The organism is Streptomyces sp. NPDC040545 (genome assembly GCF_055595065.1).
In genome coordinates, this window is record NZ_JBVIWA010000005.1 from 153914 (window position 1) to 178703 (window position 24790).

Below are 24790 nucleotides of genomic sequence, written 5' to 3' on the forward strand. Positions count from 1 at the left end.
GTGACTACCTGCCCTTCCACTCCGGCGGCCGCTTCCCGGTGAAGGCCGCGTGGAACTCCGCGTAGTCCTGGCCGTGCATCAGCAGGGCCTGCGTGTTGGCGTCCAGTTCGACGGACGCGGCCAGCGGCATGTCGAGCTCGGCGGTGAGCAGGGCCTTGGTCTGCGCGTGGGCGAGGGCGGGGCCCGCGGCCAGGCGTGCGGCGAGTTCGGCGGCCCGTACGTGGGCCTTGCCCTCCTCGGTGAGCTCGCTGAGGAGGCCGATCCGCTCGGCCTCCGGCGCGTGGACGGGCTCTCCGAGCATCAGCAGGCGGGTGGCGTGGCCGAGGCCGACGACCCGGGGGAGCAGGTAGGCCGCGCCCATGTCGCCGCCGGAGAGGCCGACGCGGGTGAAGAGGAAGGCGAAGCGGGCGGTGGGATCGGCGATCCGGAAGTCGGCGGCGAGCGCGAGGACGGCTCCGGCCCCGGCGGCCACCCCGTGCACGGCGGCGATCACCGGGAAGGGGCATTCGCGGATGGCGCGCACCACCTGGCCGGTCATCCGGTTGAAGTCGAGGAGCTGGGCGGTGTCCATGGCGAGGGTGGCGCCGATGATCTCGTCGACGTCCCCGCCGGAGCAGAAGCCGCGCCCCTCGCCGCCGAGCACGAGGGCGCGTACGGAGCGCTCGCGGGACAGTTCGCCGAGCAGATCGCGCAGGTCGGCGTAGGCGCCGAAGGTGAGCGCGTTCAGCTTCTCGGGGCGGTCGAAGGTGACGGTGGCGACGCCGTCCTGCCGGGTGACCCGGAGGTGGTGCCACCGTTCGGTCGCTGGTGTGGAACCGGTGAAGGGGCTCACGTCACCGAAGGTATCACCAGATCGTGACTGCCGTCACAGAAGCACGACATATGTGCGCCGCCGAATGTCCGACGGAATGAGAATTCGACTTCGTATCGTTGAATCCGGGAGCTCAACGCTCGCCACCCGGCCGGGCCCCGGACCGGCCCCGCCGGCGCCTGACGCGGCGTATGACTATGCGTCACCCAGGTGGGACCGGCCGGGCCGGCCGAGGGTGGCGACGAGCACGGCCTTGATGGTGTGCAGCCGGTTCTCGGCCTCGTCGAAGACGATGGAGTGCTCCGACTCGAACACCTCGTCCGTCACCTCCAGGGAGTCGAGCCCGTGCCGCTCGTGGATCTCCCGGGCCACCTTGGTGCCGAGGTCGTGGAAGGCCGGCAGGCAGTGCATGAACTTCACGTCCGGGTTCCCGGTGGCGCGCAGCACGTCCATGGTCACCGCGTACGGGGACAGGGCCGCGATCCGCTCGTCCCAGACCTCCTTGGGCTCCCCCATGGACACCCAGATGTCGGTCACGACGAAGTCCGCCCCGGCGACCCCCTCGGCGACCTCCTCGGTCAGGGTGAGCCGGGCCCCGCTCTCCGCCGCGAGCTCCCGCGCCGCGGCCACCACCGGCTCGGCGGGCCAGTAGGACCGGGGCGCGACGATCCGCACGTCCATGCCCAGCAGCGCTCCGGTCACGAGGTAGGAGTTGCCCATGTTGAAGCGGGCGTCGCCGAGGTAGGCGAAGGCGATGCGGTTCAGCGGCTTGGTGCTGTGCTCGGTCATGGTGAGCAGGTCGGCCAGCATCTGGGTCGGATGCCAGTCGTCGGTGAGGCCGTTGAAGACGGGGACGCCCGAGTGGGCGGCGAGCTCCTCGACGGCCTGCTGGCTGTCCCCCCGGTACTCGATCCCGTCGAACATCCGGCCGAGCACCCGGGCGGTGTCCTTGACCGACTCCTTGTGGCCCATCTGGGAGCCGGCGGGGTCGAGGTAGGTGGTGTGCGCACCCTGGTCCGCAGCGGCGACCTCGAAGGCGCAGCGGGTCCGGGTGGAGGTCTTCTCGAAGATCAGCGCGATGTTCCGGCCCTGGAGCATGCGCTGCTCGGCCCCGGCCTTCTTGGCGGCCTTCAGGTCGGCGGCGAGCTCGATCAGACCGCGGAACTCGGCGGCCGTGAAGTCCAGCTCCTTGAGAAAACTGCGGCCGGCGAGGTCGGTGGCCATGGGGTCGCTCCAGCGTCACGGTGACAGGGGATGTTGGAAGTCTATACGATCCTCTGTATTGATATACAGACCGGGCCCGGGACCTTTCCCCGGGCCCGGAAGCCCTCCCCCAGGCGCGGCCGCCTCGGACCCCGGGCGCGACTCTCCTCAGACCGCGTCCCGCTCGACGGGACAGCTCATGCAGCGCGGCCCGCCCCGGCCCCGCCCCAGCTCGCTGCCCGGGATCTCGATCACCTCGATGCCCATCTTGCGCAGGTGCGTGTTGGTCGTCACGTTCCGCTCGTAGGCGACCACCACCCCCGGTTCCACGGCCAGCACGTTGCACCCGTCGTCCCACTGCTCGCGCTCCGCCGAGTGCACGTCCTGCGTCGCGGTCAGCACCCGGATCGAATCCAGGCCGAGCGCCCCCGCGATCGCCCGGTGCATGTGGTCCTCGGGGTGGTCGGTGACCTTCAGCTCCTGCGGCCCGCCGCCCGGCTCGATCGTGTAGGAGGGGAGCATCCCGAGCCCGGCGTACTGAGTGAACGTATCTCCGTCGACCATCGTCATCACCGTGTCCAGGTGCATGAAGGCTCGCGACTTGGGCATGTCCAGCGCCACGATGGACGTCGCCGAACCGGCCGCGAACAGGCCGCGCGCCAGCATCTCCACCGCCTGCGGGGTGGTCCGCTCGCTCATCCCGATCAGCACCGCCCCGTTGCCGATGACCAGGACGTCCCCGCCCTCGATCGTCGACGGGTAGTCCGCCTGCCCCTGCGACCAGTAGTGGAAGGCGCCGGAGGTGGTGAAGAGCGGGTGGTGCTTGTAGATCGCCTCGAAGTGGACCGTCTCGCGCTGCCGGGCGGGCCAGCGCATCGCGTTGATGGACACCCCGTCGTAGATCCAGGCGGAGGTGTCCCGGGTGAAGAGGTGGTTGGGCAGCGGGCCCAGCAGGAAGCCGTCCAGGTCCAGCGCGTGGAAGCGCACCGACACCGGCTCGGCGTGCCGCTCCAGGAACTCCCGCTTGGTCATCCCGCCGACCAGGGCCTCCGCCAGCTCGGCCGAGGTCAGCCCGTCGAAGACCGACCGCAGGTGGTCGGTGGCGAGCGGCCCGTACTCCTTCTCGTCGAAGACCCGGTCCAGTACGAGGTGTCTCGCCTCCGGGATGTCGAGGGCCTCGCACAGGAGGTCACCGAAGAGGTGGACCTCCACGCCCCGGTCCCGCAGCACGTCCGCGAAGCCGTCGTGCTCCTGGCGGGCCCGGCGCACCCACAGCACGTCGTCGAAGAGGAGTGCGTCCTTGTTGCTCGGTGTGAGCCGCTTCAGCTCCAGGTCGGGCCGGTGGAGGATGACGCGGCGAAGCCGCCCGGTCTCGGAGTCGACATGGAATCCCATGCCGTACACATTCCCAGACCGAACGGCTTTTTGACGTGGCGTCCGCTCAGCGGGGGGTGGTGAGGCCGAGAAGCGCCGAGGGGGCCCCGGTGAGTTCCGGGGTGGTCAGGCCCAGTTCGGGCGTGCTCACGTTCGGCACACCGGAGTTGGAGGCGTCCGGCATCGTCAGCAGACCGCCGGCGACCAGGCCGGGGGTCCGGGCGAGCAGGTCGGTGGCCGGCGCCTCGACGGAACCCTCGCCGTCCGTCTCCGGCTTGCCCAGCAGGTTCGGCACCGGGGAGGTGACGAGGGTGCTGCCGAGCTCGGTGCCGATCGGGAGCGACGGGAGCAGTGGGGTCGGAAGCATGTTCCCCTTGTGGAAGCGGGGCGACTCGGGCGCTCCCACGACCGGCATCGGCACGCCCGTGCCCACGCGCGGGGTGTCCACGCCCAGCGTGGTCTTCACGGCGTCGAGCGGGACATCGACCGGCACCGACTGGGCCATGGCCGGGGTGGCCGCTCCGGCCGCAGCCATACAGGTCATGAGCGCCGCAATGCTTCCGCGCGCGGTCATCTTCATAGGTGACGTTCCGTCCTTCCAGGGTCGCGGACATTCCGCTGCCCTGGATGAACGATCCCGCCGGTGGTTTTCCCGGAGTTCTCCCCGAAAGTTCCCCCATACGACCTAATTCGAGGCCGTACGGGGGCCACCCCTTTACGGGCCGTGCTGACGCGGCCCCCTCGCGCGGCGGTGCCGGCTCACAGGCGCGGGTCGACCGGCTCCGACTCCAGCGCCAGCACCGCGAAGACCGCCTCGTGGACCCGCCACAGCGGCTCGTCTGCCGCCAGCCGGTCCAGCGCCTCCAGTCCGAGCGCGTACTCGCGCAGGGCGAGCGAGCGCTTGTGCCCGAGGAACCGCTCGCGCAGCCGCTCCAGGTGGTCCGGACGGGTGTACTCCGGGCCGTAGATGATCCGCAGGTACTCCCGCCCGCGCACCTTGACCCCGGGCTGGACCAGCCGGCCCTTGCCATCCCTGGCGTACGCCTGGAGCGGCTTGACGACCATGCCCTCGCCGCCGGCGGCCGTCAGCTCCAGCCACCAGTCCGTGCCGGCCCGTACGGAATCCTCGTCCGCGGTGTCCACGAGGATCCGGCCGGTGCGCCGCAGCAGTCCGGTACCGGCCGCCTCGTCGGCGGCGACCAGGCGGTCCAGCCAGAACAGCTGCTCGTCGTGGGGCACCGCGGCCAGCGACCGCCCGGCCACCGCCAGCAGCTGGAACGGTGCGAACCGTACGCCGTCCAGGCCGTCGGTGGTCCAGCAGTAGCGCCGGTAGGAGTCGGTGAAGGCGGCCGCGTCGGCGGCCCGGCCGCGCTGGCGCTCCAGCAGCTCGCCGGTGTCAACGCCCCGGGCGGTGGCCGCCTCCAGGGCGGCGATGGCACCCGGGAAGACGGCGCCGGAGGCCGCGCCGACGGCGGCGTACTGGTTGCGCAGCAGGCCGGCGGACTTCAGGGACCAGGGCAGGAGTTCGCCGTCGAGCAGCAGCCAGTCGGTGTCGAGCTCCTCCCAGAGGCCCGCGTCGGCGACGGCCGAGCGCAGCCGGGTGAGGACCTCCTCGGTGACCTCCGGATCCTTGAAGAAGGGCCGCCCGGTGCGGGTGTAGACGGAGCCGGTCGGACCGTCCACCCCGAAGCGGGTCCGGGCCGCGTCCGCGTCCTTGCAGACGAGGACGGTGGCGCGGGAGCCCATGTGCTTCTCCTCGCACACCACCTGGGCGATGCCGTCCGCGCGGTACTGCGCGAAGGCCTCGGCCGGGTGCTCCAGGTAGCCCTCCTCGCGGGAGGTGGCGGTGGGCGCCATGGTCGGCGGCAGGTACGGGACGAGGCGGGGGTCCACCGCGAAGCGGCTCATGACTTCCAGGGCCGCCGCCGCGTTCTCCTCGCGCACGTTCACGTTGCCCAGGTGCCGGGTCTCCACGACCCGGCGGCCGTGCACGTCCGCCAGGTCGAGCGGGCGGCCACCCCCGGACTCCGTCCGGGGGGACCCCCATGGCCCGCCCGGCGCCTCGGCGACGAGCGGCTTGACCGGCTCGTACCAGACCTTCTCGGCCGGTACGTCGACCAGTTCGCGCTCGGGCCAGCGCAGGGCGGTCATCCGGCCGCCGAAGACGGCGCCGGTGTCGAGGCAGATGGTGTTGTTGATCCAGGCGGTGTCGGGGACCGGGGTGTGGCCGTAGACCACGACGGCCTTGCCCCGGTAGTCCTCGGCCCACGGGTAGCGCACGGGCAGGCCGAACTCGTCGGTCTCGCCGGTGGTTTCCCCGTAGAGGGCGTGCGAGCGGACCCGGCCGGAGGTGCGGCCGTGGTACTTCTCGGGCAGCCCGGCGTGGCAGACCACCAGCTTGCCGCCGTCGAGGACGTAGTGGCTGACGAGGCCGCGGATGAACTCCCGTACCTCCTGGACGAACTCCTCCGGCTCCCCCTCCAGCTGCTCGATGGTCTCGGCGAGACCGTGGGTCCGCTGGACCTTGGAGCCCTTCAGGTAACGGCCGAGCTTGTTCTCGTGGTTCCCGGGCACGCACAGGGCGTTGCCGGACTTCACCATGCCCATGACGCGGCGCAGCACGCCGGGGCTGTCCGGGCCGCGGTCGACGAGGTCGCCGACGAAGACGGCGGTGCGGCCCTCGGGGTGGACCCCGTCCTCGTAGCCGAGCTTGGCGAGCAGGGTCTCCAGCTCGGAGGAACAGCCGTGGATGTCACCGACGATGTCGAAGGGGCCGGTGAGGTGGGTGAGGTCGTTGAACCGCTTCTCCAGGACCACCTCGGCGGTCTCGGCCTCCTCGACGGAGCGCAGGACGTGGACCTTGCGGAAGCCCTCGCGCTCCAGACCGCGCAGCGAGCGCCGCAGGTCCCGGCGGTGCCGCTGGATGACCGCACGGGGCAGGCCGGCCCGGTCGGGGCGGGCGGCGTTGCGTTCGGCGCAGACCTCCTCGGGCATGTCCAGGACGATGGCGATCGGCAGCACGTCGTGCTCGCGGGCGAGCTGGACCAGCCCGCGGCGGGCGTCGGCCTGGACGCTGGTGGCGTCGACGACGGTGAGGCGGCCGGCGGCGAGGCGCTTGCCCGCGATGTAGTGCAGGACGTCGAAGGCGTCGCGGCTGGCGCTCTGGTCGTTCTCGTCGTCGCAGACCAGGCCCCGGCAGTAGTCGGAGGAGATGACCTCGGTGGCCTTGAAGTGCTTGCGGGCGAAGGTGGACTTGCCCGATCCGGTGGCCCCGATCAGGACGACGAGGGACAGGTCGGTGACGGGAAGTGTGCGCGTACGGGGGGTCTCGGTGCTGGTCATGCTGCCTCGCCCTCCTTCGGGGTGTCGGTGGTGCGGATCGTGTCGGTGGTGTCGTGCTGGGTGAAGACGGCCATCTGGGTCGGCGGTCCGACCTCGGGGTCGTCGTCGCCGACGGGCACGTAGCGGACGCCGTAGCCGTGGCGCCGCGCGACCTCGCCGGCCCAGGCGCGGAACTCCTCGCGGTTCCACTCGAAGCGGTGGTCGCCGTGGCGGACGTGCCCGGCGGGCAGGGTCTCCCAGCGCACGTTGTACTCGACGTTGGGGGTGGTGACGAGGACCGTGCGGGGGCGGGCCGAGCCGAAGACCGCGTACTCCAGCGCGGGCAGCCGCTCCGGGTCCAGGTGCTCGATGACCTCGCTGAGCACGGCCGCGTCGTAGCCGGCCAGCCGCTTGTCGGTATAGGCGAGCGAACCCTGGAGGAGCTTCAGGCGCGCGCTCTGCCGCTCGCCCATCCGGTCCAGCCGCAGCCGCCGGGCCGCGATCTGCAGGGCCCGCACGGACACGTCCATGCCGACGATCTCGGAGTACGCCGGGTCCCCGAGCAGCGCCTGGAGCAACTGCCCCTGGCCGCAGCCGAGGTCCAGCACCCGCTGGGCGCCGGCGCCCCGCAGGGCGGCGAGGATGGCCTCGCGCCGCTGCACGGCGAGCGGCACGGGCCGCTCCTCGGTGTCGCGGGTCTCGTCCACCGCGTTGTCGAGCTCCTCGACCTCGCTGCCGTCGGCCTCGGCGAGGCGGACCAGCTCCAGGCGCTCGATGGCGTCCTGGGTCAGCCGCTTGTGGCGGGCCAGGTAGCGGGAGGTGATCAGCCCGTTCTCGGGGTGCGCGGCGAGCCAGCCGTCTCCGGCGCGCAGCAGCTTGTCGACCTCGTCCGGGGAGATCCAGTAGTGCTTGGCGTCGTCGAGCACCGGCAGCAGCACGTAGAGCTGGCGCAGGGCGTCGGCGAGGCGCAGCTCGCCCTCCAGGACGAGCCGTACGTAGCGGGAGTCGCCCCACTCGGGGAACTGCTCGTCGAGCGGTACGGGCTCGGCCTCCACGAGGTCCCAGCCGAGCGGGCCGAACAGCCGGTGCACGAGCGCGGCCCCGCCGCGGGCGGGCAGCACGGGGATCTCGACGCGCAGCGGGCGGGCCTGCTCCGGCAGCTCGGGGCGGGCGGTGCACTGTCCCTTGAGGGCGGTGCGGAACACTCCGCTGAGCGCGACGGCGAGCAGCGAGGACGCGGCGTACGGCCGGTCGTTCACGTACTGCGCGAGCGCGGCGTCCGGCGCCCCGCCCCGGCCCTTGCCCCGGCCGCGCCGCACGAGCGCGACGGGGTCCACCTCCAGCAGCAGGGCCGCCGTGCACCGCTGGACCGAGGCCTCGGGGTAGAACACGTGAGCGGTGCCGTGAGAGGTGGAGAACGCCTGCGTCTTGCCGGGATGCTTGTGCAGCAGATAGCCCAGGTCGGTGGCGGGTCGTTCGGGGGAACCGGTGGTGGAGATCGTCAGGAACACATGACCGAGTATCGTCCGTGGCCCTCCCCGCCGACCAGGGATTTTCCCCACGCCGTGACACGCCTCGTCCCCGTGCTCCGGCACATCGGGGCGGCTGTGACCGTCAGCCGGCGCGGAGGGTCCGGGCCAGGTCGGCGATCCGGGCCGGGCCGATGCGGCAGCAGCCGCCGATGAGGCGGGCGCCGGTGGTGTACCAGGCCCGCGTGGGCCAGGGGACGGGGGTGCCGGGGGCGCGCCAGGTGCGGGTGGCCGCGTCCCAGACCGAGCCGTCGTTGGGGTAGGCCACGAGGGGTTTGGCGGTCTCGCCGGCCGCCGCCTCCAGCGCGGGCAGGACATCGGCCGGGTCGCAGCAGTTGACGCCGACCGCGATGACCCCCGGAGAGGCGGCGGCGAGGGCGAAGGCCTCGCCGAGGGGCTGTCCGGCCCGCGTGCGGCCGGCGGCCACCGTGTACGAGAGCCAGGCGGGTGCGCCGGTCTCGGCGAGGACGCTGAGCAGCGCCTCGGCCTCGTCGCTGTCGGGGACGGTCTCCACGGCCAGGACGTCGGGGCCGGCGGCGAGCAGGGCCTCGATGCGGGGGCGGTGGAAGGCGGCGAGCTCGCGCACGCTCAGCCCGTACCGGCCGCGGTACTCGGAGCCGTCCGCGAGGACCGCTCCGTACGGGCCCACGGAGGCGGCCACCCACACCTCGTGGCCGGCGGCCTCGGCCGCCCGGGCGGCCAGGCGCACGCTCTGCCGCAGCAGGGCGGTGGTCTCGGCGCGGTCGTGGCCGTGGGCGGCGAAGGCCTCGTAGCCGACCTGGTAACTGGCGGTGATCAGTACCTCGGCGCCGGCCCGGGCGTACGCCGTGTGGGCGGCCGCCACCTGCTCCGGGTGCTCGGCGAGCACCCGGCCCGACCAGAGGTCGCCGGACAGGTCGCAGCCCTGGGCGGCGAGCTGGTTGCTGAGCCCGCCGTCCAGGAGCACGGCCCCGCGGGCCAGGGCTTCGCCGAGCGGGCCGGACGCGCGCATGGGTCGCCGCCTTCCTAGCGGAGCTGGGAGAGCACCTGGGCGGAGATCAGCTCCAGGTGGTCCAGGTCGTCGAGGTCGAGCAGCTGGAGGTAGACGCGGGAGGAGCCGGCGGCGCCGTAGGCGCCGATCTTCTCCACGACCTCGGCCGGGGAGCCGGCCAGGCCGTTGGCCTTGAGCTCGTCGACGTCACGGCCGATGGCGGCGGCCCGGCGGGCCACCTCGGCGTCGTCCTTGCCCACGCAGACGACGAGGGCGTTGGAGTAGCGGAGGTCGTCGGCCTTGCGGCCGGCTTCTTCGGCGGCCTCCCGGACCCGGGCGAACTGCCGCTCGCTGTCGGCGATCGACGCGAAGGGCATGTTGAACTCGTCGGCGTACCGGGCGGCGAGCCGCGGGGTGCGCTTGGCTCCGTGGCCGCCGATGAGGACGGGGACCTTGGCCTGGGCGGGCTTGGGGAGCGCGGGCGAGTTCTCCACCTGGTAGTGCTTGCCCGCGTAGTCGAAGGTGGCGCCGGCCTCGGTGGCCCACAGGCCGGTGACGATGGCCAGCTGCTCCTCCAGGCGGGACATCCGGTCCGCCGGGAAGGGGATCCCGTACGCCTTGTGCTCCTGCTCGAACCAGCCCGCGCCGAGGCCCAGTTCGATGCGGCCGCCGGACATCTGGTCGACCTGGGCCACCTGGATGGCGAGGACTCCGGGCAGCCGGAAGGTTCCTGCCGTCATCAGCGTGCCGAGGCGGATCCGCTTGGTCTCCCGGGCCAGGCCCGCGAGGGTGATCCAGGCGTCGGTGGGGCCGGGCAGGCCGTCGGCAGATCCCATGCGCACGTAGTGGTCGGAGCGGAAGAACGCGTCGAAGCCCAGGTCCTCGGTGGCCTTGGCGACGGTCAGGAGGGTGTCGTAGCTCGCACCCTGCTGGGGCTCGGTGAAAATGCGGAGGTCCATACCTCCCATCCTGCACTTCCCGCCCCGGCAGGGTGAATCTCCGTCAACCGGACGGTCCACCCCCGGGCCCGCCAGTGACCAGCCCGGACGGAGATCGTTGGCTCGGACGGAGCCGGACCGCCCGGCCCGCGCGCCGCCGGCGTCCCGCCGGGGCGTCCACCGCCCCCTTCCGCCCTGGAAGGGCCAGGGCCGAGGAGGCCGCCATGTCCCACGAGGCCGTGCCGGAGACCCACCGACACACAGGAGCGACCGGACAGGCAGCGCAGGCAGCACACGACCAGGCAGGTCAGGAGCCCGTGGTACCCGCCCAGGGCGGCGGCGCGCCGAAGGGCCTGCTGCAGCAGATGGAAGAACTGATGGCCGCGCTGAACGCCGACCTGTCCCGGCTCGACGCCGATCTCCAGGCCTCCACGGACCGCACCCCCGAGGGCGAGCGCCCGTCCTACCGCTCGTCCTGACCGTGCGGGTCCCGCCGCGCACGACGGGACCCTCTGTGCCGCCCTCAGGCCACGCCCGAGGCCGACCCCCGCTCGCGGACCGCCATGCGGCGCAGGATCGCCCGCACCCGGTCGCTCGACTCGTCGGCCGCGTCGATCGACTCTATGCACTGCCAGTACAGGGCCTCGTCGTCCGTCCCGCAGGCCACCCCGACCAGGGCTATCCCCACTTCACCCAGCAGCGCCTGGAGTCCGAGCAGCGCCTGCCGGACATCCGACACCTCGCTCAACTGCGCGGCCCGCGGCGGATACTCGGGCGCGCTGCCCTCTCCGCGCAGGGCCGCCCGGTCGAGCACCCCGCAGCCTCTGCCTCCCGCTTCCCCCAGTCCCCGTGCCTCCGATCTCAGCTCCGGCGGTCCGGTGACCGCCAGATAGCCGCCTATGCCCTGGGCGAGCGCCTGGGCCTGCCAGGCCTCGCCCACGATGTCCCACGCGGCCCCACTCTGTGCCAGCGCGTGCCGACCGGCCGCGATGAGCCGTACCGCATCCATATGCCGTCCCCCGTCCGCACGACATTCCGCCGTCCTCACCACTACCCAGAGTGAGGGCAATGAGCCAGTAAAGCCAGGGGTATTCGGAAAATGTGGACACAAACGTGATTGTGGATGAGTCCATCACTCCGAAGAGTGACGATTCGGTGTCGGTGCACCCGGCACGGGGAAGCGGAGTTCGTTCCTCTCGATCTTCGCGGCGAGCGCATCCAGCACATCAACCCCGAGAACCTCACAGAACTGCAGCAGATACGCGAGCACGTCGGCCACCTCATCGGCCACCCGGTGGGCCGATTCCGGTTTCTCCATGACCTTCGCCGACTGCTCGGGTGTCAGCCACTGGAAGATTTCGACCAGTTCGGCCGCCTCCACACTGAGCGCCACCGCCAGGTTCTTGGGCGTGTGGTACGGCTCCCAGCCGCGCGCCGCCGCGAACTGCGCGAGCCGGCGCTGCAGTCGGTCCAGCCGCTCGTCGGGCCGCTCGTCGGGCCGCCCACCGGTCCGCCCCTCGGGGGTTTCCGGCCTCCGCTCGGGCTGTTCCTGCGTCTCGTTCATGCCCTCAGGTCTACCATCGCGACGCCCGGGAGGTCGCGGGCGGACGCGGCCGTCCCCTCCCCCACCTCCGCCACCAGCCGGATGTGGCCACGGCCGCAGGACAGCAGGGCAAGGCGCAGCAGCTCGGCGCTCTGCCGCCGGTCGAGGCCCCGGTCGAAGCCGTCGGCCAGCACCGTCAGCGCCTGCCGCGCGGAGAGCAGTTCGGCCGCCGGATCCATGGCCAGCACCCCCGGCCCGGTCAGCAGGACCAGCGCCAGCGCGAGGAAGCGGAGTTCGCCCGCGCCCAGCCGGGCCAGCTCCGTGGCGGGCCGGCCGGGGCCGCGGTCCAGGACCGCCGCGACGGGGCCGCCGCCCGCGGGAGCCCGTACGTCCAGCCCCGTGACGGCCCCCGCGCAGCCGGTGCGGGCCGCCTGCGCGAGCAGCGCGTGGCGGGTGCCGCATTCGCTGCGGGTCCGGCGCAGCACGTCGGCCAGGTTGGCGCAGTCGCCCAGCAGCCGGCCCTCGCCCGGCGGGACGGCGGCGCGCATCCGGTCCGGGCGGGGGTCGCACGGGAAGACCGCGCGCAGGGCAACGACCACCTGCTCGGCGGCGGCCAGGACCTGGCGCTGGCCCGCGGTGGAACCGGCGACGCGGAGCGGGAGCAGTGCCGTGCCGAGCCGGTCGTCGGGCAGCGGGGCCCTGGTGGCGCCGACGGCGCCGCCGGTCAGCCAGGCGGCCTGGACCGAGCGCCGGCCGGGGTCGCGCAGGGCGGTGGAGAGCAGGATCTGCCCGTCCTGCGAGAGCCGTTCGCCGACGATCCGCAGCGTGGGCTCGGCCTGGACGGCGAGGTCGAGCCGGACCGGGCCGACGGGTCCGTCCACGGTGCAGCCGAGGCGGAACCCGCGCCGGCGCTGCGCGTCGGGGACGGCCCGGTCGGGGATGCGGGCGCGCGGATCCGGGAAGGCCTCCTCCAGGGTCGCCCCGGAGCCCAGCCCGGCCAGGGCCTGGTAGGCGGCCAGGGCGTGGGACTTGCCGCTGCCGCTCGGCCCGGCGAAGAGGGTGAGGGGGCCGAGCGGGAAGACCGCCGAGCGGTGCGGCCCGAAGGCGGAGAGCCTCAGCTCGGTGACCACGGGCCGCGGCTGCCGCGGCTGCCGCTGCGCGGGCTCGGCAGGACGACCGGAGACGCGGAGGCTCGCCTGCGACGGCTCGACCGTGTCGTCGGCGACCCCGGCCGCCACCCCGACAGGCCCCTGCGGAGCCGAGGCTGCGGGTGCCGCAGCGGCAGGGCCGGGCCGAGTCGGGGCCGCGGGTGCCGCCATGGCGGGAACGGGGCGTGGGCCGGTCACGGCGGCGACCCGGGAAGCCGAGGATGCCGCAGAGGTCGCGGAGATCGCGGGAGCCCCGGAAGCCACGGACGTGGTCGGTGCGTCGGGTGGGGTGGGTGGGGCCGGGGGCGCCGTGGCGAGCCGGCCGCCGTCCGGTCGTCCGGCCTCGTCGGGGCAGTCGGTTCGGGTATCGGCTAACGCGACGACGACGGCGGCCGTGCGCCCCGCCGTTGCCGCGTCCAGGGTGGCGTCCATGCGCGGGACGGTACGGCCCGCCGGACCCCCCGTGGCTCCGGCGAACCGTTCCCTCGCGGGGACCTTCCTACGATCGGGGGACGGCCGCGGCCGCGATCCCCTCGACCTCGGTCCCCACCGGCGCGAGCAGGAAGACGTTCCGGTCCACCCGGTGCATCCCGCTGCCCAGGCCGAAGACCACGCCGCTGCTGAAGTCCAGGATGCGCTTGGCCACTTCGCTGTCCGCCCCGGTGAGGTCGAGCAGGACCGGGATCTGCGCGATCAGGTACTCCGCCACCTCCCGAGCGTCCGCGAAGATCTGAACTCTGATCACCACGAAGCGCCGCTGCTCCGCCGCCGACGCCCCGGGCGCCGTCGGGATCGTGCGGTGGTCCACCCGGGAGGGCCATTCGTTGCGACTGCGCAGGGGGACCACCTGCGCGAGCCCCTCCCACTGTTCGTCGGTGACGTCGTACCTGCTCACCGGGCCGCCTCGGCCGTGCGCTTCATGTGCATCCCCCCATCCTCTCGCGTTTCACCCGTTCAGCCCAACAACGACACGAGCGTGACGGGTACTCTCGGAGAGGCAGATGAGTTAGGTTAGGCATACCTAAGTCACTCGAACGAGGAGAGATCCGCATGCGCCTGTTCGGTGCCCCCGCCACCCCGGCCGACCGGCCCACCGATGCCGAGCGCATCCGGTCGATCCTGACCGCCGCCCACTCCATGACCGTGGTCACCGACGGGCTGCGCTCCGAGGTCCGCCACCTCGACGGCGGCGACCCGATGGGACGGCTGCACCTGCACCCCGCCGAGCCCGGCGGCGAGTCCGAGTACCGGCCGTCGATCCGGCTGGAGTTCACCGACATCGCCCCCACCCCCGTACGGGACCGGGTGCGCGCCCGCGTCACCGTGCTGGGCCGCCTGCTCACCCCCTACTCCGACCTGGCCGAAGGCTCCGGCGCCGACTCCACCTGCATGGAATTCGACCGGGCCGTCCTGGAGACCCCGGAAGGCCGCTCGCACGTCGGCCTCGAAGAGCTGGACGCGGCCTGCCCCGACCCCTTGTCCCCGTACGAGGCGGGCATGCTCACGCACCTCCTCGACGACCACCACGACCTGGTGACCCTGCTGCTGCGGCTGGTCCGGCCGCTGCCCACCGCCACCGTGCTCCGCGCGCTGCCGGTCGCCATGGACCGGTACGGGATCACCCTGCGGCTGGAGGAGCGGCGCGGCCACCGCGACGCGCGGCTGCCCTTCCCCTCTCCCCTCGACGACGTCGAGCAGGCCGGCACCCAGATCCAGGCCCTCTTCAGCGCGGCCCGGCGGAGCTCGCACCGCAACTCCCTGCCGGCCTGACGGGCCGGAATACGCGGCCGCGGACCCGCGTTGGGGACGATCATGAAGGCCATCACATACAGCACATACGGAACTCCCGCCACGCTCCAGCTCGTTGACGTACCGCAGCCCAAGGTGGGCCCGGGCGAGGTGCTCGTCCGCGTCAAGGCCGCCGGGGTCAACCCGGTGGACTGGAAGCTCGCCGCCGGATACCTCGACCCGATCCTCGAAGTCCGCTACCCGGTCATACCCGGCTGGGACGTGGCCGGAGTCGTCGAAGCGGTCGGCGAGGACACCTTCGACTACGCCGTCGGTGACGAGGTCTACGGCTACGTCCGCAAGGAGTGGGTCGAACTCGGCACGTACGCCGAGCTGGTGTCCGCCCCCGTCCGCACCCTCGCCCGCAAGCCCCGCGAGCTGAGCTTCGAGCAGGCTGCGGGCCTCCCGCTGGCCGGCCTCACCGCCTACCAGTCCCTCACCCGCGCCGGCCTCAAGGCCGGGGAGACCGTGGTCATCCACTCGGCGGCCGGCGGCACCGGATCCTTCGGCGTGCAGATCGCCGTCGCGCTCGGCCTGCGGGTCATCGGCACGGCGGGCGCGCACAACCACGACTACCTGCGCTCCCTCGGCGCGGAGCCCGTGCTGTACGGGGAGGGACTGGCGGACCGGATCCGCGAGCTCGCGCCCGACGGCGTCGACGCGGGCCTGGACTTCTACGGCGACGACGTCGTCGAGACCCTCCAGTCCCTGGTCAGGGAACGCCACCGGGTGGTCTCCATCGCCGACTACAACGCGGCCGCCAAGGGCGCCCACCAGCTGTGGGTGCGCCCGGACACCGCCGACCTGACCTTCCTGGCGGAACTGGCCGACGCGGGGAAGCTCACGGTCAACGTGGAGCACGCGCTGCCGCTCGCCGAGGCCGCCAGGGCCTGGGAGCTGAGCGCCGCGGGCCGCACCCGCGGCAAGATCGTCCTGACCGTCTGACCCGCCGACCGGCCGACCGGCCCCGCGGCGCACGTGAGCGCCGCCGGAGCACGGGGCTCCGGCGGCGCTCACCCGCTCAGGACGTGATCGGCGGCGCGGACCGGCCCAGCGGCGGCCCGATCGCCCGCAGCGATCCGGGAGTCCGCCCTTCGCCCCAGCCGATGTGGCGCCGGTAGCTGCCGAGCAGCCCGCGGCTCGCCAGCCCCGCCTCGTCCCGTACGGCCGGATCCTCCGGAAGGGGACGGGTCAGCGGAGCCACGAACAGAGCGTCCACCGGGCAGTTCGCCTCGCACAGGAAGCAGGTCTGGCAGTCCTCCTGCCGTGCGAGCAGCGGAATCCCCTCGGGCCCCCGTTCGAAGACATCCGTCGGGCACACCTCCACACACTTGTCGCAGGCGATGCAGCGCTCCGCCGAGACGAGTTCGATCACGCCGTCACCACCGTCTTCGCCGCGGGCCTGGTCCACACCCGGTCCAGGCCGCCGGCCAGGATCCGGTGGTGCTGAGCCGGGTCCTGGTCCGGGTGGTCGAGGCGCTTGGCCATCCCCCGGGTCTCGGACCGGGCGAGGGCGGCCGCGTACATCCACCGCGCGTGCGCCGTCATCGCCGCCGCCTGCCGGGCCCTGACCAGGTCGGCCCCCTCGCCGTGCAGGCCCTCGCGCAGCTGTGACCACGCCGTGTCGAGGGTGCGCAGGGAAGCCGTCAGGACCTCGCCGTGCCGGAGGTAGTTCTTGTCGTAGGGGAGCACCTCCCGCTGTACGAGCGCCACGGCCTCGCGGTGGTCCGGTCCGGCGGCCGCTCTCCCCGTCGGGCGCAGGCCCGCACCGCCGGCGCCGGTGACGGGGCGGCCCGCGGCCCGGCCGGGGCCGAGGGACAGGGCGTGCCCGGCGGCGCCCCGGCCCGCCCAGCTGCCCGAGGAGATGGCCCAGGCGGCGTTGTGGCTGCCGCCTCCGGTGAAGCCTCCGCAGATCTCCTCGCGGGTGGCCGCGTCCCCGGCGGCGTACAGCCCGGGGACGCCGGTGGCGCAGTCGTCACCGGTGATCCGGATGCCGCCGGTGCCGCGGACCGTGCCCTCGGCGAGCAGGGTGACGGCGAACCGGCCGGTGAAGGGGTCGATGCCGAGCCGGTCGAAGGTGAGGAAGAAGTTGGGCTGCGCGAGGCGCATCGCGGCCCGGGCCCCTTCGTCGGCGCGGTCGAGGCGCGCGTACACCTTGGCGCCGGTGAGGAGTTCGCGGGCGATCACGGAGCGGCCGCCCTGGCTGGCCGCGCCTTCCAGGACGCTGCCGTCCTCCTGGTAGAAGGTGGCGAAGGAGTAGAAGGCCGTCTTGGTGACGGAGGTGCCCTCGGGGGCGATCCCGTAGGCGTTGGAGAACTCCATGCCGGAGAGCTCCGCCCCGGCCTCGGCGGCGAAGAGCGCGCCGTCGCCGGTGTCGGTGTTGGTGCCGAGGGCTCCGCTGAGGAAGGCGCAGCCGCCGGTGGCGAGGACCACGGCGCCGGCCCGGACCCGGTAGGACTCGTGCAGCTGACGGCGGTAGCCGGCGGCGCCCGCGACGGCCCCGTCGGCGTCGGTGAGCAGCTCGGTGACCGGGCTGTGGTCGAGGACGCGGACCCCGGCCCGGCGGATCCGGATGCGCATCCGCCGCATGTACTCGGGGCCCTGCAGGCCGCCCCGGAGCGGCTGCCCGTCGGGGCCGGTGGGGAACGGGTAACGGCCGTGCGTGGCCAGCTCGTTCATCCGGTCGTAGGTCTCGTCGAGGACCCGGGCCATCCAGCGGCGGTCGGCCAGGTACCCGCCGAGACCCTCCCGGGAGGCCATGGCGGCCTCCCGGGCGGCGGGCTCGGGCGGGACGTACCAGACGCCGGTGCCGCCCGCGGCCGTGGCGCCGCTCGTTCCGCAGTAGCCCTTGTCGGCGAGGACGACCCGGGCCCCCGTCTCGGCGGCCTTGAGGGCGGCCCAGGTGGCGGCCGGTCCGCCGCCGACGACGAGGACGTCGGTGGCGTACTCGGTCATACGCCCTCCCGGGTGTGCCGGTTGGCCGGCCGGGCGAGGCCGTAGTTCTCGCGGAGGGTGGCGCCGGTGTACTCGGTGCGGAAGAGCCCGCGCCGCTGGAGGATCGGCACGACGTGGTCGACGAAGGCGGTCAGGCCGGTGGGCAGGACCGGCGCCATGATGTTGAAGCCGTCGGCGGCGCCCTGGGTGAACCACTCCTCCAGCTGGTCGGCGATCTGCTCGGGGGTGCCGGCGAAGACGCGGTGACCGCGGCCGGCGCCGAGGCGGGCGATCAGCTCGCGCAGGGTCAGGCCGTCGCGGCGGGCGAGCTCGGCGACGAGGGTGAAGCGGCTCTTGTTGCCGTTGATGTCCCGCTCCTCGGGCAGGTCCGGGAGCGGACCGTCCAGCGGCAGGCCGGTGAGGTCCACGTTCAGCATCCCGGAGAGCTGGGCGAGGCCGTACTCCGGCACCTGGAGGTCGGTGAGCTGCTGCTCCAGGGCCTTCGCCTCGGCCTCGGTGGATCCGATGACGGGGGCGATGCCGGGCAGGACGAGGAGGTCGCTCTCGGCGCGGCCGTACTTGGCGAGGCGGGACTTGAGGTCCTTGTAGAAGGTCTGGCCGTCGGCGAGGGTCTGCTGGGCGGTGAAGACGGCCTCGGCGTACTGGGCCGCGAACTCCTTGCCGTCCTCGGAGGAGCCGGCCTGCACGAGCAGCGGGTAGCCCTGGGGGGAGCGCGGGACGTTGAGCGGACCGGCGACGCCGAAGTGCTCGCCGCGGTGGGCGGCGGGGTGCAGCTTGTCGGTGTCGGCGTAGATGCCGCGCTCCTTGTCGAGGACGATCGCGTCGTCCTCCCAGCTGTCCCAGAGCTTGGTGGCGACGTCGAGGAACTCGCGGGCCCGCTCGTAGCGGACGTGGTGCTCCAGGTGCTCGTCGCGGTTGAAGTTGCGGGCCTCGTCGACGGTGCCGGAGGTGACGATGTTCCAGCCGGCCCGGCCGCCGCTGATGTGGTCGAGGGAGGCGAACTTGCGGGCCAGGTTGTAGGGCTCGTTGAAGGTCGTGGAGACGGTGGCGATGAGCCCGATGTGCTCGGTGACGGCGGCGATGGCGGAGAGCAGGGTGAGCGGCTCGAATCCGCCGAGGGCGTTGTGGCGGGCCTTGCCCCAGAGGGCGACCCCGTCGGCGAAGAAGATGGAGTCGAGCAGTCCGCGTTCGGCGGTGCGGGCCAGGTCCTGGAAGTACCGCAGGTCGGTGATCAGCTCGGGGCGGCTGTCGGGGTGGCGCCAGGCGGCGTCGTGGTGGCCGGCGTTCATCAGGAAGGCGTTGAGGTGGAGGGTGCGGTTCGCGGTCATGGCTGTTCCCTGTGTTCGGTGGCGTTGCGTGCGGTGGCGGCCCGGACGGCGCGGGGGCGGCGGGGGCGGCGGGGCTGCCCGGACGGCGGGGACGGGCGTCAGGCGGGGACGCGCCAGGTGCTCAGGCGGCGTTCGACCGTGACCAGGAGCTGGTTGAAGGCCACGCCCACGGCGGAGATGGTGATGATGCCCGCGTACATCTGCGGGATCGCGAAGTTGTACTGCGAGGCGTTGATCAGGTAGCCGAGGCCCGCCTTGGCGCCGATCATCTCGGCGGCCACCAGGACGAGGATGGAGACCGCGCCTGCCAGCCGGATGCCGGTGAAGATGGCCGGTACGGAGGACGGCAGGATCACCTTCTGGAAGAGCCTCGGGGTGGACAGGTCCATCGAGCGGGCCAGTCTGACCAGGGTGGGGTCCGCGTTGCCCACCGCGCTGATGGTGTTCAGCAGGACCGGCCAGAGGCAGGCGTAGACGACGATCGAGACCTTCGAGGTCTCGCCGATGCCGAGGAGCAGGACGAAGACGGGCAGCAGGGCCAGTGCGGCGGTGTTGCGGAACACCTCCAGCAGGGGGCCCAGCAGCGCGGCGACCGGCCGGTACCAGCCGATGAGCAGGCCGAGCGGGACCGCGATGACGACGGCGATGCCGAAGCCGCCGAAGGAGCGGGCGAGACTGGCCCGGGTGTGCTGGCCGAGCTGGCCGTTGCCCAGCAGGTCCCACCAGGCCGTGGCGACCTCGCTGACCGGCGGCAGGAAGGTGGCGTCGACCAGGCCGAGGCGGGGGGCGGTCTCCCACAGGGCGAGCAGGGCGACGAGGGCCGCCGAACGGAGGGCGGCGGCGCGCAGCCCGCGGCCCAGCGCCGCAGCGGCCTTGCGGACGGGGGACGGGGCGTTGCCGGCGCTCCGGCCCGCGCCGGGAGCGGAGCCGGCCTTCGGCGCAGGTGCGGCCTCCGGTCCGGTTTCGGGAGCGTCGGGGGCCGCGGGAGCCTCGGAGGCCGCCGGAGTCGCAGAAGCCTCCGGGGCCACGGGGGCCCCCGGGGCCGCAGGGGCCTCCGGAAGGGGGGATGCCGTTGCCGTGGTCGCCCGGCCGGCGCTGCGCAGGCGGCGCGCCAGCAGCGCCGGGACTCCGGGCCGCCCCCGGCGGGACTCCCGGCCGGCGGATGCGGGAACCGCGGGCGCCGTGTCCTCCCGTACCGCCTCCTGCCCGGCCGGGGCATCGGTGGCGGGGGCGGTGACGTTCGTGGTCATACGGTGGCCTCCTCCTTCTCCAGTTGCTGAGCACGGGCCACCTCGTCGTGGAGCAGGGTCCAGATCTCGTGGCGATAGCGGGCGAACTCGGGGCTGGAACGCAGGTCCTCGCCCTGGAAACCGGCGCCGCGGTCGCCGAAGGAGACCGGGACGATCTCCTTGACGCGGCCCGGGCGGGAGGTCATGACGGCCACCTTCTGGCCGAGGTAGACCGCCTCCTCGATGCCGTGCGTGATGAACACGACGGTCTTGCCGGTGCGCTGCCAGATGCGCCGCAGCTCGTCCTGGAGGGACTCGCGGGTCTGCGCGTCGAGCGCGGCGAACGGCTCGTCCATGAGCAGCACGTCCGGGTCGTACGCCAGCGAGCGGGCGATGGCGACGCGCTGGCGCATACCGCCGGAGAGTTCGTGCGGGTGCCGGTCCTCGAAGCCGGTGAGGCCGACGAGATCCAGGAACTCCCGGGCCCTCGCGCCCCGTTCGCGGCGCGGGACGCCGGTCGCCTCCAGGCCGAATTCCACATTGCCGAGCGCCGTCCGCCAGGGCAGCAGGGCGTACTGCTGGAAGACGATGCCCCGGTCCAGCCCCGGCCCGGTGATCGGCTTCCCGTCGAGCAGGATCCGCCCGGACGACGGCCTGGTCAGCCCGCCGAGCAGGTCCAGGAGGGTGGACTTGCCGCAGCCGCTGGGGCCCACGACCACCACGAACTCCCCCGCCTCGATCTCCAGGTCGATGCCGTCGAGCGCGGTGAACTGCTCCTTGTTCTTCTTGTCCTTGGTGGGGAAGGTCTTGGTCACTTCCTCGAACACGATCTTCGCCATGCCGGGTCAGCCCTTCCCGAAGCCGTTGAACTCATTGGTGTAGAGGTCGGCGGGACGCAGCTGCCCCTGCTTGATCTCGCCGCGCTGGCCGAGCCAGTCGAGCCAGAGCTGGAACTCCTTGTCCTCGATCCGGCCGCCCGTCTCGGCGACGCCGTACGAGCGCCAGTACTGGAGGGTGGCGGTGTCCTCGTTGCGGCCGCGCTTCTTGACGATCTCGGTCTGCCGCGCGATGACCTCCTCGCGCGGGGTGGTGCGGGCCCACTCGATGGCCTTGGCCACGCCCGTCACGAAGGTCCGTACGGTGTCCGGGTTCTCCTTGATGAACCGTTCGGTCATGATGTAGGAGCCGGCACTGAACTTGCCGAGCAGGTCGAAGTCGCTGAACAGCGGTCTGATCCCGCCGCCCGCCACGGCCTTGTCGCGCAGGATCCCGCCCAGCACGCCCACGTCGATCTGCTTCTGGCGCAGCACCTGGTCGGTGTTGACGGGCGGCACGACGAGGGACTCGACCTTGGACGAGTCGGCCTTGGCGAGGCCGTTGCGGCTCAGGTAGATGTCGAGGACGGCCTGGGAGTGCGCGCCCAGGGTGTTCATGCCGACCTTCTTGCCGAGGAGGTCGCGGGCGGAGCGGATCGGGCTGTCCTCCAGGACGTAGTAGCCGCTGTACGAGTACTCGTCGACGCCGTAGTAGGAGATGACGGCCTTGATGGGGGCCTTGCTGGAGGCGAGCTTGACGATCGCGCCGTTGAAGGCGCCGCCGAAGTGGGTCTGGCCGGTGGCGGCGGACTGGATGTCCTGCGGGCCGCTGATGGTGTTGCCGACCCACTCCAGCTTGAGGTCGCCCAGGTATCCGAGGTCGGCCGCGAGTTCGGGGAGCGTGACGGCGCCGACCGAGCCCTGGTACTTCAGGGTCTTGACCTGGGCGCCGGAACCGCCGCTGCGCGCGGTGGCCGTGCCGCAGCTCACCGCGGCCGCCGAGATGCCGAGCAGGGCGAGGAACTGGCGTCGGGAGGTGGTGGTCGAGGTGAAGGCTGCGGGCATGACGGTTCCTTGTCGGTGCGGGTCGCGTGGTGGCGGCGGTCTTACGGGGTGGTGGTGAGGGCGGCGGCGGTGACGGCGGTGGCGGGGGCCGAGCGAAGTGCCGCGGCGAACTCGTCGACGGCCTGGTAGAGGTCGAGTTCGGCCTCGGGCCGCAGCCGGTCGGGGCCCGCTCCGCGCTCGACGGAGGAGTCCAGGACGAACCGGCCGGCGGTGACGTGCCGGGCGCCGAGGGCGGCGAGCACCGGGCGCAGGGCGTAGTCGATGGTCAGGACGTGGGCGAGGCTGCCGCCGGTGGCCAGCGGCAGGACGGTCTTGCCGTCGAGGCCGTCCTGCGGGAGCAGGTCGAGGAAGGCCTTGAGCAGTCCGGTGTACGAGGCCTTGTAGACCGGCGTCGCGATGACCAGGCCGTCGGCCTCGGCGACGGCTTCGAGCGCCCGGCGGATCTCGGGCTCGCCGCGGCGGGCGGCGAGGAGGTCGGCGGCGGGGAGCTCGCGCACGGACAGGTGCGCGGTTTCGAAGCCGGAGTGGGACAGGCGGCGCAGTACGTGATCGGCGACGACGGCGGTACGGGAGTGGGCGGAGGGGCTGCCGGTGATGGCGAGCAGGTTGGGCACGGGGGCGCTCCTTGGATGTCGTCAGGCGGAGGTGGCGGCGTAGGCGTCGGACGTGGAGGCGCCGGACGCGATGCCGAAGGAGGGGTCCGGGACGGCCTCCGGGCTGATCAGCCGGGAGGGCTCGCCGTCGGGGCCGACCGGGACGTCGCCGTCGACGGTGACGCGGCGCAGGGTGCGCTCGTGGTCGTCGGAGTCGTCCACGCCGTAGTGCTGGGTGGCGCGGTTGTCCCAGATCGCGACGTCGCCGGCCCGCCACTGCCAGCGGACGGTGTTCTCGGGGCTCTCGATGTGCGCCTGGAAGAGGTCCTGGAGGGCGCGGGAGTCACGGCCGGTCAGGCCGTTGATCCGCTGGACGAAGTTGCCGAGGAGCAGGGTGCGTTCGCCGGTCTCGGGGTGGACGCGGACCACCGGGTGCTCGGTGAGGAACTTGGTGGAGGTGAACACCTCGCGGTACTGGGCCAAGGCCTCGGGCAGGGCGTCGGGCTTGAGGGCGGCGTAGTCGTACTCGTTGGAGTGGACGGCGCGCAGGCTGTCTGCGAGGGCGCGGAGCGGCTCGGGGAGGTTGCTGTAGGCGGTGGCCGTGTTGGCCCAGAGGGTGTTGCCGCCGTACGGGGGGATGGTGACGGCGCGGAGGATGGAGAAGGCGGGGTAGGCGGGGACGAAGGTGACGTCGGTGTGCCACTGGTTGGCGCGGGCGCCGTGGTGGGAGTCGATGCCGAGGGCGTAACGGCCGTCCGCGGAGGGGACGGTGGGGTGCGCGACGGGCGCGCCGAGCAGCTGGGCGAAGGCCTCGTGACCGGCCTCGTCGAGGTGGTCCTGGCCGCGGAAGAAGACGACCTTGTGGGCGAGGAGGGCGGCCCGGATCTCGGCGACGGTGCCGGCGGGCAGGTCGCCGCCGAGCTTGACGCCGCCGAGCTCGGCACCGATGCGGCCGCCGATCCTGGTGACGGTGGTGGAGGTGGTGGCAGTGGCCATGAGGACTCCCTGGTCGGGGCCGCGGGATTACTTCCGCAGCGGAAGAAATGGCGTTACGGAGTGACCGGGCGCTGCGCTGCGCCGAGCGGTACGGGTGCGGTGACGAGTACGGGTGCACGGTGGTGGGGATGCGAGGTGGTGCGGAGCCGGCCGCCCGAGGCCGCGGAGGTCCCTCGGGCGGCCCCTGCCGGGCCCCGGCCCTCGCCCGGAACCCGGGAGGGCGACGTCGCGCCGCCCTGGCACGGAGCGTCCCGGTGGTGCACCACCCCTGGAGGTGCACCACCGGACGGGAGCGGGGTCGGGCGGGCGTGGCCCGGAGGGACCCTGCGGGGCGGCGCCCCACAGGGGCACCGACGCGGGCCGGGACCGGGCGGGCCGGTCAGGCGGGGCGCCGGCTCGGCGGCGTCAGGCGCGGCCGAGGGCCGGACAGCGGCCCGGACACGCGCCCGGCTCGGTACAGAGGCCGGTGGTGTGGAGCCGCGGGGCGAGGAGTGCGTTCGCGGACATGTCCCGGAGCGTGTCAGCGGCCCCGGCGGGGGTCAACCCCCGACCGCGGCCGCCGGACGCACCCCTCGCCTGCCCCCACGTCCACCCCGCACACCCCCTACGACCTGCGCTTTCCCTCACCCCTCGCCCCGTCCGCGGACCCACCCCGGCGGCCGAAAAGCGTGGCCGGATTTCATGGCCCCGCAATGCGGCCGCCACGCGTTCGCCGGGATCCGCCCCGCTCTCCGCCCGCGGAGCCCGTGCCCTAGTGCTGTGGCCGGGAAGGTTTGCCGGGTTGCGGCGTCTGGCGCCGTGCCTCGCAAGGCGGAGGGCCGCCCGTGTACCGGACGTACTCGGGCGCGCCCGACAACCTGGGGGTCCCCCGGACGGAGTCCGGGCGATGAGGTGCCGGCCGCGTGGTCGCGTCGCGCGGGTACGCCCCGCCACCGCTCCGGTGCGGCGGCCACGCCCCATGGCGGCCCTGCCGATCAGGCCGGATCCCGGAGCCACCTGGGCGGTGCCCCCGACCCCACCGGGCCCGGCCGTCCGGCCTCGCGACGTACCGGGGGGGGGGGGGGGGGGCGGCCGGCCGCCCACGCCACCCCCCCCTTCCCCCCCCCCCCTCGGCCTAACCGCCCACCCGCCACCGCGCGACCAGGGACAAAACCCCACACAGCTTATACCACCGAAGCCCCCAC

General features: G+C 73.2%; 23 protein-coding genes. 3 read left to right on the forward strand and 20 right to left on the reverse strand.

The window, feature by feature from the left end; translation table 11 throughout:
- Positions 1-4 precede the first annotated feature (4 nt).
- The 8 genes from ACZ573_RS13115 to ACZ573_RS13150 form a co-directional block, all read right to left on the reverse strand.
- Complete coding sequence (locus ACZ573_RS13115) at positions 5-832, reverse strand: enoyl-CoA hydratase family protein (protein WP_301365630.1); 828 nt, start codon at positions 830-832, stop codon at positions 5-7.
- A gap of 174 nt (positions 833-1006) precedes the next feature.
- Positions 1007-2035: an ornithine carbamoyltransferase gene (argF, locus tag ACZ573_RS13120; RefSeq protein ID WP_471302934.1), complete on the reverse strand. Its 1029-nt coding sequence runs from the start codon at positions 2033-2035 to the stop codon at positions 1007-1009.
- 147 nt (positions 2036-2182) lie between these two features.
- The gene (locus ACZ573_RS13125) at positions 2183-3409 is read right to left on the reverse strand and encodes an arginine deiminase (protein WP_301365636.1); all 1227 of its coding nucleotides are present in this window, start codon (positions 3407-3409) and stop codon (positions 2183-2185) included.
- Positions 3410-3455: 46 nt separating this feature from the next.
- Positions 3456-3962 (reverse strand): hypothetical protein, encoded by a 507-nt coding sequence (locus ACZ573_RS13130; RefSeq protein ID WP_471302936.1) that lies wholly within the window; start codon positions 3960-3962, stop codon positions 3456-3458.
- 185 nt (positions 3963-4147) lie between these two features.
- Positions 4148-6730, reverse strand: a complete 2583-nt coding sequence (locus ACZ573_RS13135; protein ID WP_471302939.1) for a polynucleotide kinase-phosphatase — start codon at positions 6728-6730, stop codon at positions 4148-4150.
- Positions 6727-8220 carry a 3' terminal RNA ribose 2'-O-methyltransferase Hen1 gene (locus tag ACZ573_RS13140; protein WP_471302941.1) on the reverse strand — a complete coding sequence of 498 codons (1494 nt, stop codon included), beginning with the start codon at positions 8218-8220 and terminating at the stop codon, positions 6727-6729. Before ACZ573_RS13140 ends, ACZ573_RS13135 begins: the two co-directional genes overlap by 4 nt.
- 103 nt (positions 8221-8323) lie before the next feature.
- A complete protein-coding gene (gene mmuM, locus ACZ573_RS13145) occupies positions 8324-9229 on the reverse strand; it encodes a homocysteine S-methyltransferase (protein ID WP_471302944.1) in 906 nt (301 codons plus the stop codon).
- A gap of 14 nt (positions 9230-9243) precedes the next feature.
- The gene (locus tag ACZ573_RS13150; protein ID WP_471302946.1) at positions 9244-10167 is read right to left on the reverse strand and encodes an LLM class F420-dependent oxidoreductase; all 924 of its coding nucleotides are present in this window, start codon (positions 10165-10167) and stop codon (positions 9244-9246) included.
- Positions 10168-10370: 203 nt separating this feature from the next.
- Between ACZ573_RS13150 and ACZ573_RS13155 the strand changes: the two genes are divergently transcribed.
- Entirely contained in the window at positions 10371-10625 is a 255-nt protein-coding gene (locus tag ACZ573_RS13155) for a hypothetical protein (RefSeq protein WP_471302949.1), read from the forward strand.
- Between the two features lie 44 nt (positions 10626-10669).
- Here ACZ573_RS13155 and ACZ573_RS13160 read toward each other — a convergent pair whose 3' ends face one another.
- The 4 genes from ACZ573_RS13160 to ACZ573_RS13175 form a co-directional block, all read right to left on the reverse strand.
- The gene (locus ACZ573_RS13160) at positions 10670-11155 is read right to left on the reverse strand and encodes a DUF6099 family protein (RefSeq protein WP_471302952.1); all 486 of its coding nucleotides are present in this window, start codon (positions 11153-11155) and stop codon (positions 10670-10672) included.
- A gap of 123 nt (positions 11156-11278) precedes the next feature.
- Positions 11279-11620 carry a nucleotide pyrophosphohydrolase gene (locus ACZ573_RS13165; protein WP_471303311.1) on the reverse strand — a complete coding sequence of 114 codons (342 nt, stop codon included), beginning with the start codon at positions 11618-11620 and terminating at the stop codon, positions 11279-11281.
- An 86-nt stretch (positions 11621-11706) separates the two neighbouring features.
- Positions 11707-13008: an AAA family ATPase gene (locus ACZ573_RS13170; RefSeq protein WP_471303314.1), complete on the reverse strand. Its 1302-nt coding sequence runs from the start codon at positions 13006-13008 to the stop codon at positions 11707-11709.
- Between the two features lie 328 nt (positions 13009-13336).
- On the reverse strand, positions 13337-13732 hold the full coding sequence (locus ACZ573_RS13175; protein WP_030012729.1) for a cell division protein SepF: 396 nt from the start codon (positions 13730-13732) through the stop codon (positions 13337-13339).
- A gap of 155 nt (positions 13733-13887) precedes the next feature.
- On the opposite strand from ACZ573_RS13175, the gene ACZ573_RS13180 reads away from it, so the two are divergent.
- Positions 13888-14607: a DUF2470 domain-containing protein gene (locus tag ACZ573_RS13180; protein WP_471302954.1), complete on the forward strand. Its 720-nt coding sequence runs from the start codon at positions 13888-13890 to the stop codon at positions 14605-14607.
- A gap of 42 nt (positions 14608-14649) precedes the next feature.
- Positions 14650-15570: an NADP-dependent oxidoreductase gene (locus ACZ573_RS13185; protein WP_471302956.1), complete on the forward strand. Its 921-nt coding sequence runs from the start codon at positions 14650-14652 to the stop codon at positions 15568-15570.
- Positions 15571-15646: 76 nt separating this feature from the next.
- Here ACZ573_RS13185 and ACZ573_RS13190 read toward each other — a convergent pair whose 3' ends face one another.
- The 8 genes from ACZ573_RS13190 to ACZ573_RS13225 form a co-directional block, all read right to left on the reverse strand.
- Positions 15647-16000: a 4Fe-4S dicluster domain-containing protein gene (locus tag ACZ573_RS13190; RefSeq protein WP_471302958.1), complete on the reverse strand. Its 354-nt coding sequence runs from the start codon at positions 15998-16000 to the stop codon at positions 15647-15649.
- Positions 15997-17580 (reverse strand): FAD-dependent oxidoreductase, encoded by a 1584-nt coding sequence (locus ACZ573_RS13195; protein WP_471302961.1) that lies wholly within the window; start codon positions 17578-17580, stop codon positions 15997-15999. The genes ACZ573_RS13190 and ACZ573_RS13195 overlap by 4 nt, the downstream gene beginning before the upstream one ends.
- Positions 17577-18908 carry an LLM class flavin-dependent oxidoreductase gene (locus ACZ573_RS13200; RefSeq protein ID WP_471302963.1) on the reverse strand — a complete coding sequence of 444 codons (1332 nt, stop codon included), beginning with the start codon at positions 18906-18908 and terminating at the stop codon, positions 17577-17579. Before ACZ573_RS13200 ends, ACZ573_RS13195 begins: the two co-directional genes overlap by 4 nt.
- Positions 18909-19006: 98 nt before the next feature.
- On the reverse strand, positions 19007-19768 hold the full coding sequence (locus tag ACZ573_RS13205) for an ABC transporter permease (protein WP_471303316.1): 762 nt from the start codon (positions 19766-19768) through the stop codon (positions 19007-19009).
- A gap of 386 nt (positions 19769-20154) precedes the next feature.
- Entirely contained in the window at positions 20155-20976 is an 822-nt protein-coding gene (locus ACZ573_RS13210) for an ABC transporter ATP-binding protein (protein WP_301365660.1), read from the reverse strand.
- A 6-nt stretch (positions 20977-20982) separates the two neighbouring features.
- Positions 20983-22017 carry an ABC transporter substrate-binding protein gene (locus tag ACZ573_RS13215; protein ID WP_471302965.1) on the reverse strand — a complete coding sequence of 345 codons (1035 nt, stop codon included), beginning with the start codon at positions 22015-22017 and terminating at the stop codon, positions 20983-20985.
- A gap of 41 nt (positions 22018-22058) precedes the next feature.
- Positions 22059-22631, reverse strand: a complete 573-nt coding sequence (gene ssuE, locus ACZ573_RS13220) for an NADPH-dependent FMN reductase (protein WP_351154441.1) — start codon at positions 22629-22631, stop codon at positions 22059-22061.
- Positions 22632-22652: 21 nt separating this feature from the next.
- The gene (locus ACZ573_RS13225; RefSeq protein WP_471302968.1) at positions 22653-23606 is read right to left on the reverse strand and encodes a TauD/TfdA dioxygenase family protein; all 954 of its coding nucleotides are present in this window, start codon (positions 23604-23606) and stop codon (positions 22653-22655) included.
- Positions 23607-24790: the final 1184 nt, after the last annotated feature.

Bases quoted from the DNA above. Each gene is read 5' to 3' on its own strand.
- argF (WP_471302934.1), bottom strand. From the start codon at position 2,035: ATGGCCACCGACCTCGCCGGCCGCAGTTTTCTCAAGGAGCTGGACTTC.
- ACZ573_RS13125 (WP_301365636.1), bottom strand. From the start codon at position 3,409: ATGGGATTCCATGTCGACTCCGAGACCGGGCGGCTTCGCCGCGTCATC.
- ACZ573_RS13130 (WP_471302936.1), bottom strand. From the start codon at position 3,962: ATGACCGCGCGCGGAAGCATTGCGGCGCTCATGACCTGTATGGCTGCG.
- ACZ573_RS13135 (WP_471302939.1), bottom strand. From the start codon at position 6,730: ATGACCAGCACCGAGACCCCCCGTACGCGCACACTTCCCGTCACCGAC.
- mmuM (WP_471302944.1), bottom strand. From the start codon at position 9,229: ATGCGCGCGTCCGGCCCGCTCGGCGAAGCCCTGGCCCGCGGGGCCGTG.
- ACZ573_RS13150 (WP_471302946.1), bottom strand. From the start codon at position 10,167: ATGGACCTCCGCATTTTCACCGAGCCCCAGCAGGGTGCGAGCTACGAC.
- ACZ573_RS13155 (WP_471302949.1), top strand. From the start codon at position 10,371: ATGTCCCACGAGGCCGTGCCGGAGACCCACCGACACACAGGAGCGACC.
- ACZ573_RS13160 (WP_471302952.1), bottom strand. From the start codon at position 11,155: ATGGATGCGGTACGGCTCATCGCGGCCGGTCGGCACGCGCTGGCACAG.
- ACZ573_RS13170 (WP_471303314.1), bottom strand. From the start codon at position 13,008: ATGGCGGCACCCGCGGCCCCGACTCGGCCCGGCCCTGCCGCTGCGGCA.
- ACZ573_RS13180 (WP_471302954.1), top strand. From the start codon at position 13,888: ATGCGCCTGTTCGGTGCCCCCGCCACCCCGGCCGACCGGCCCACCGAT.
- ACZ573_RS13185 (WP_471302956.1), top strand. From the start codon at position 14,650: ATGAAGGCCATCACATACAGCACATACGGAACTCCCGCCACGCTCCAG.
- ACZ573_RS13195 (WP_471302961.1), bottom strand. From the start codon at position 17,580: ATGACCGAGTACGCCACCGACGTCCTCGTCGTCGGCGGCGGACCGGCC.
- ACZ573_RS13200 (WP_471302963.1), bottom strand. From the start codon at position 18,908: ATGACCGCGAACCGCACCCTCCACCTCAACGCCTTCCTGATGAACGCC.
- ACZ573_RS13210 (WP_301365660.1), bottom strand. From the start codon at position 20,976: ATGGCGAAGATCGTGTTCGAGGAAGTGACCAAGACCTTCCCCACCAAG.
- ACZ573_RS13215 (WP_471302965.1), bottom strand. From the start codon at position 22,017: ATGCCCGCAGCCTTCACCTCGACCACCACCTCCCGACGCCAGTTCCTC.
- ACZ573_RS13225 (WP_471302968.1), bottom strand. From the start codon at position 23,606: ATGGCCACTGCCACCACCTCCACCACCGTCACCAGGATCGGCGGCCGC.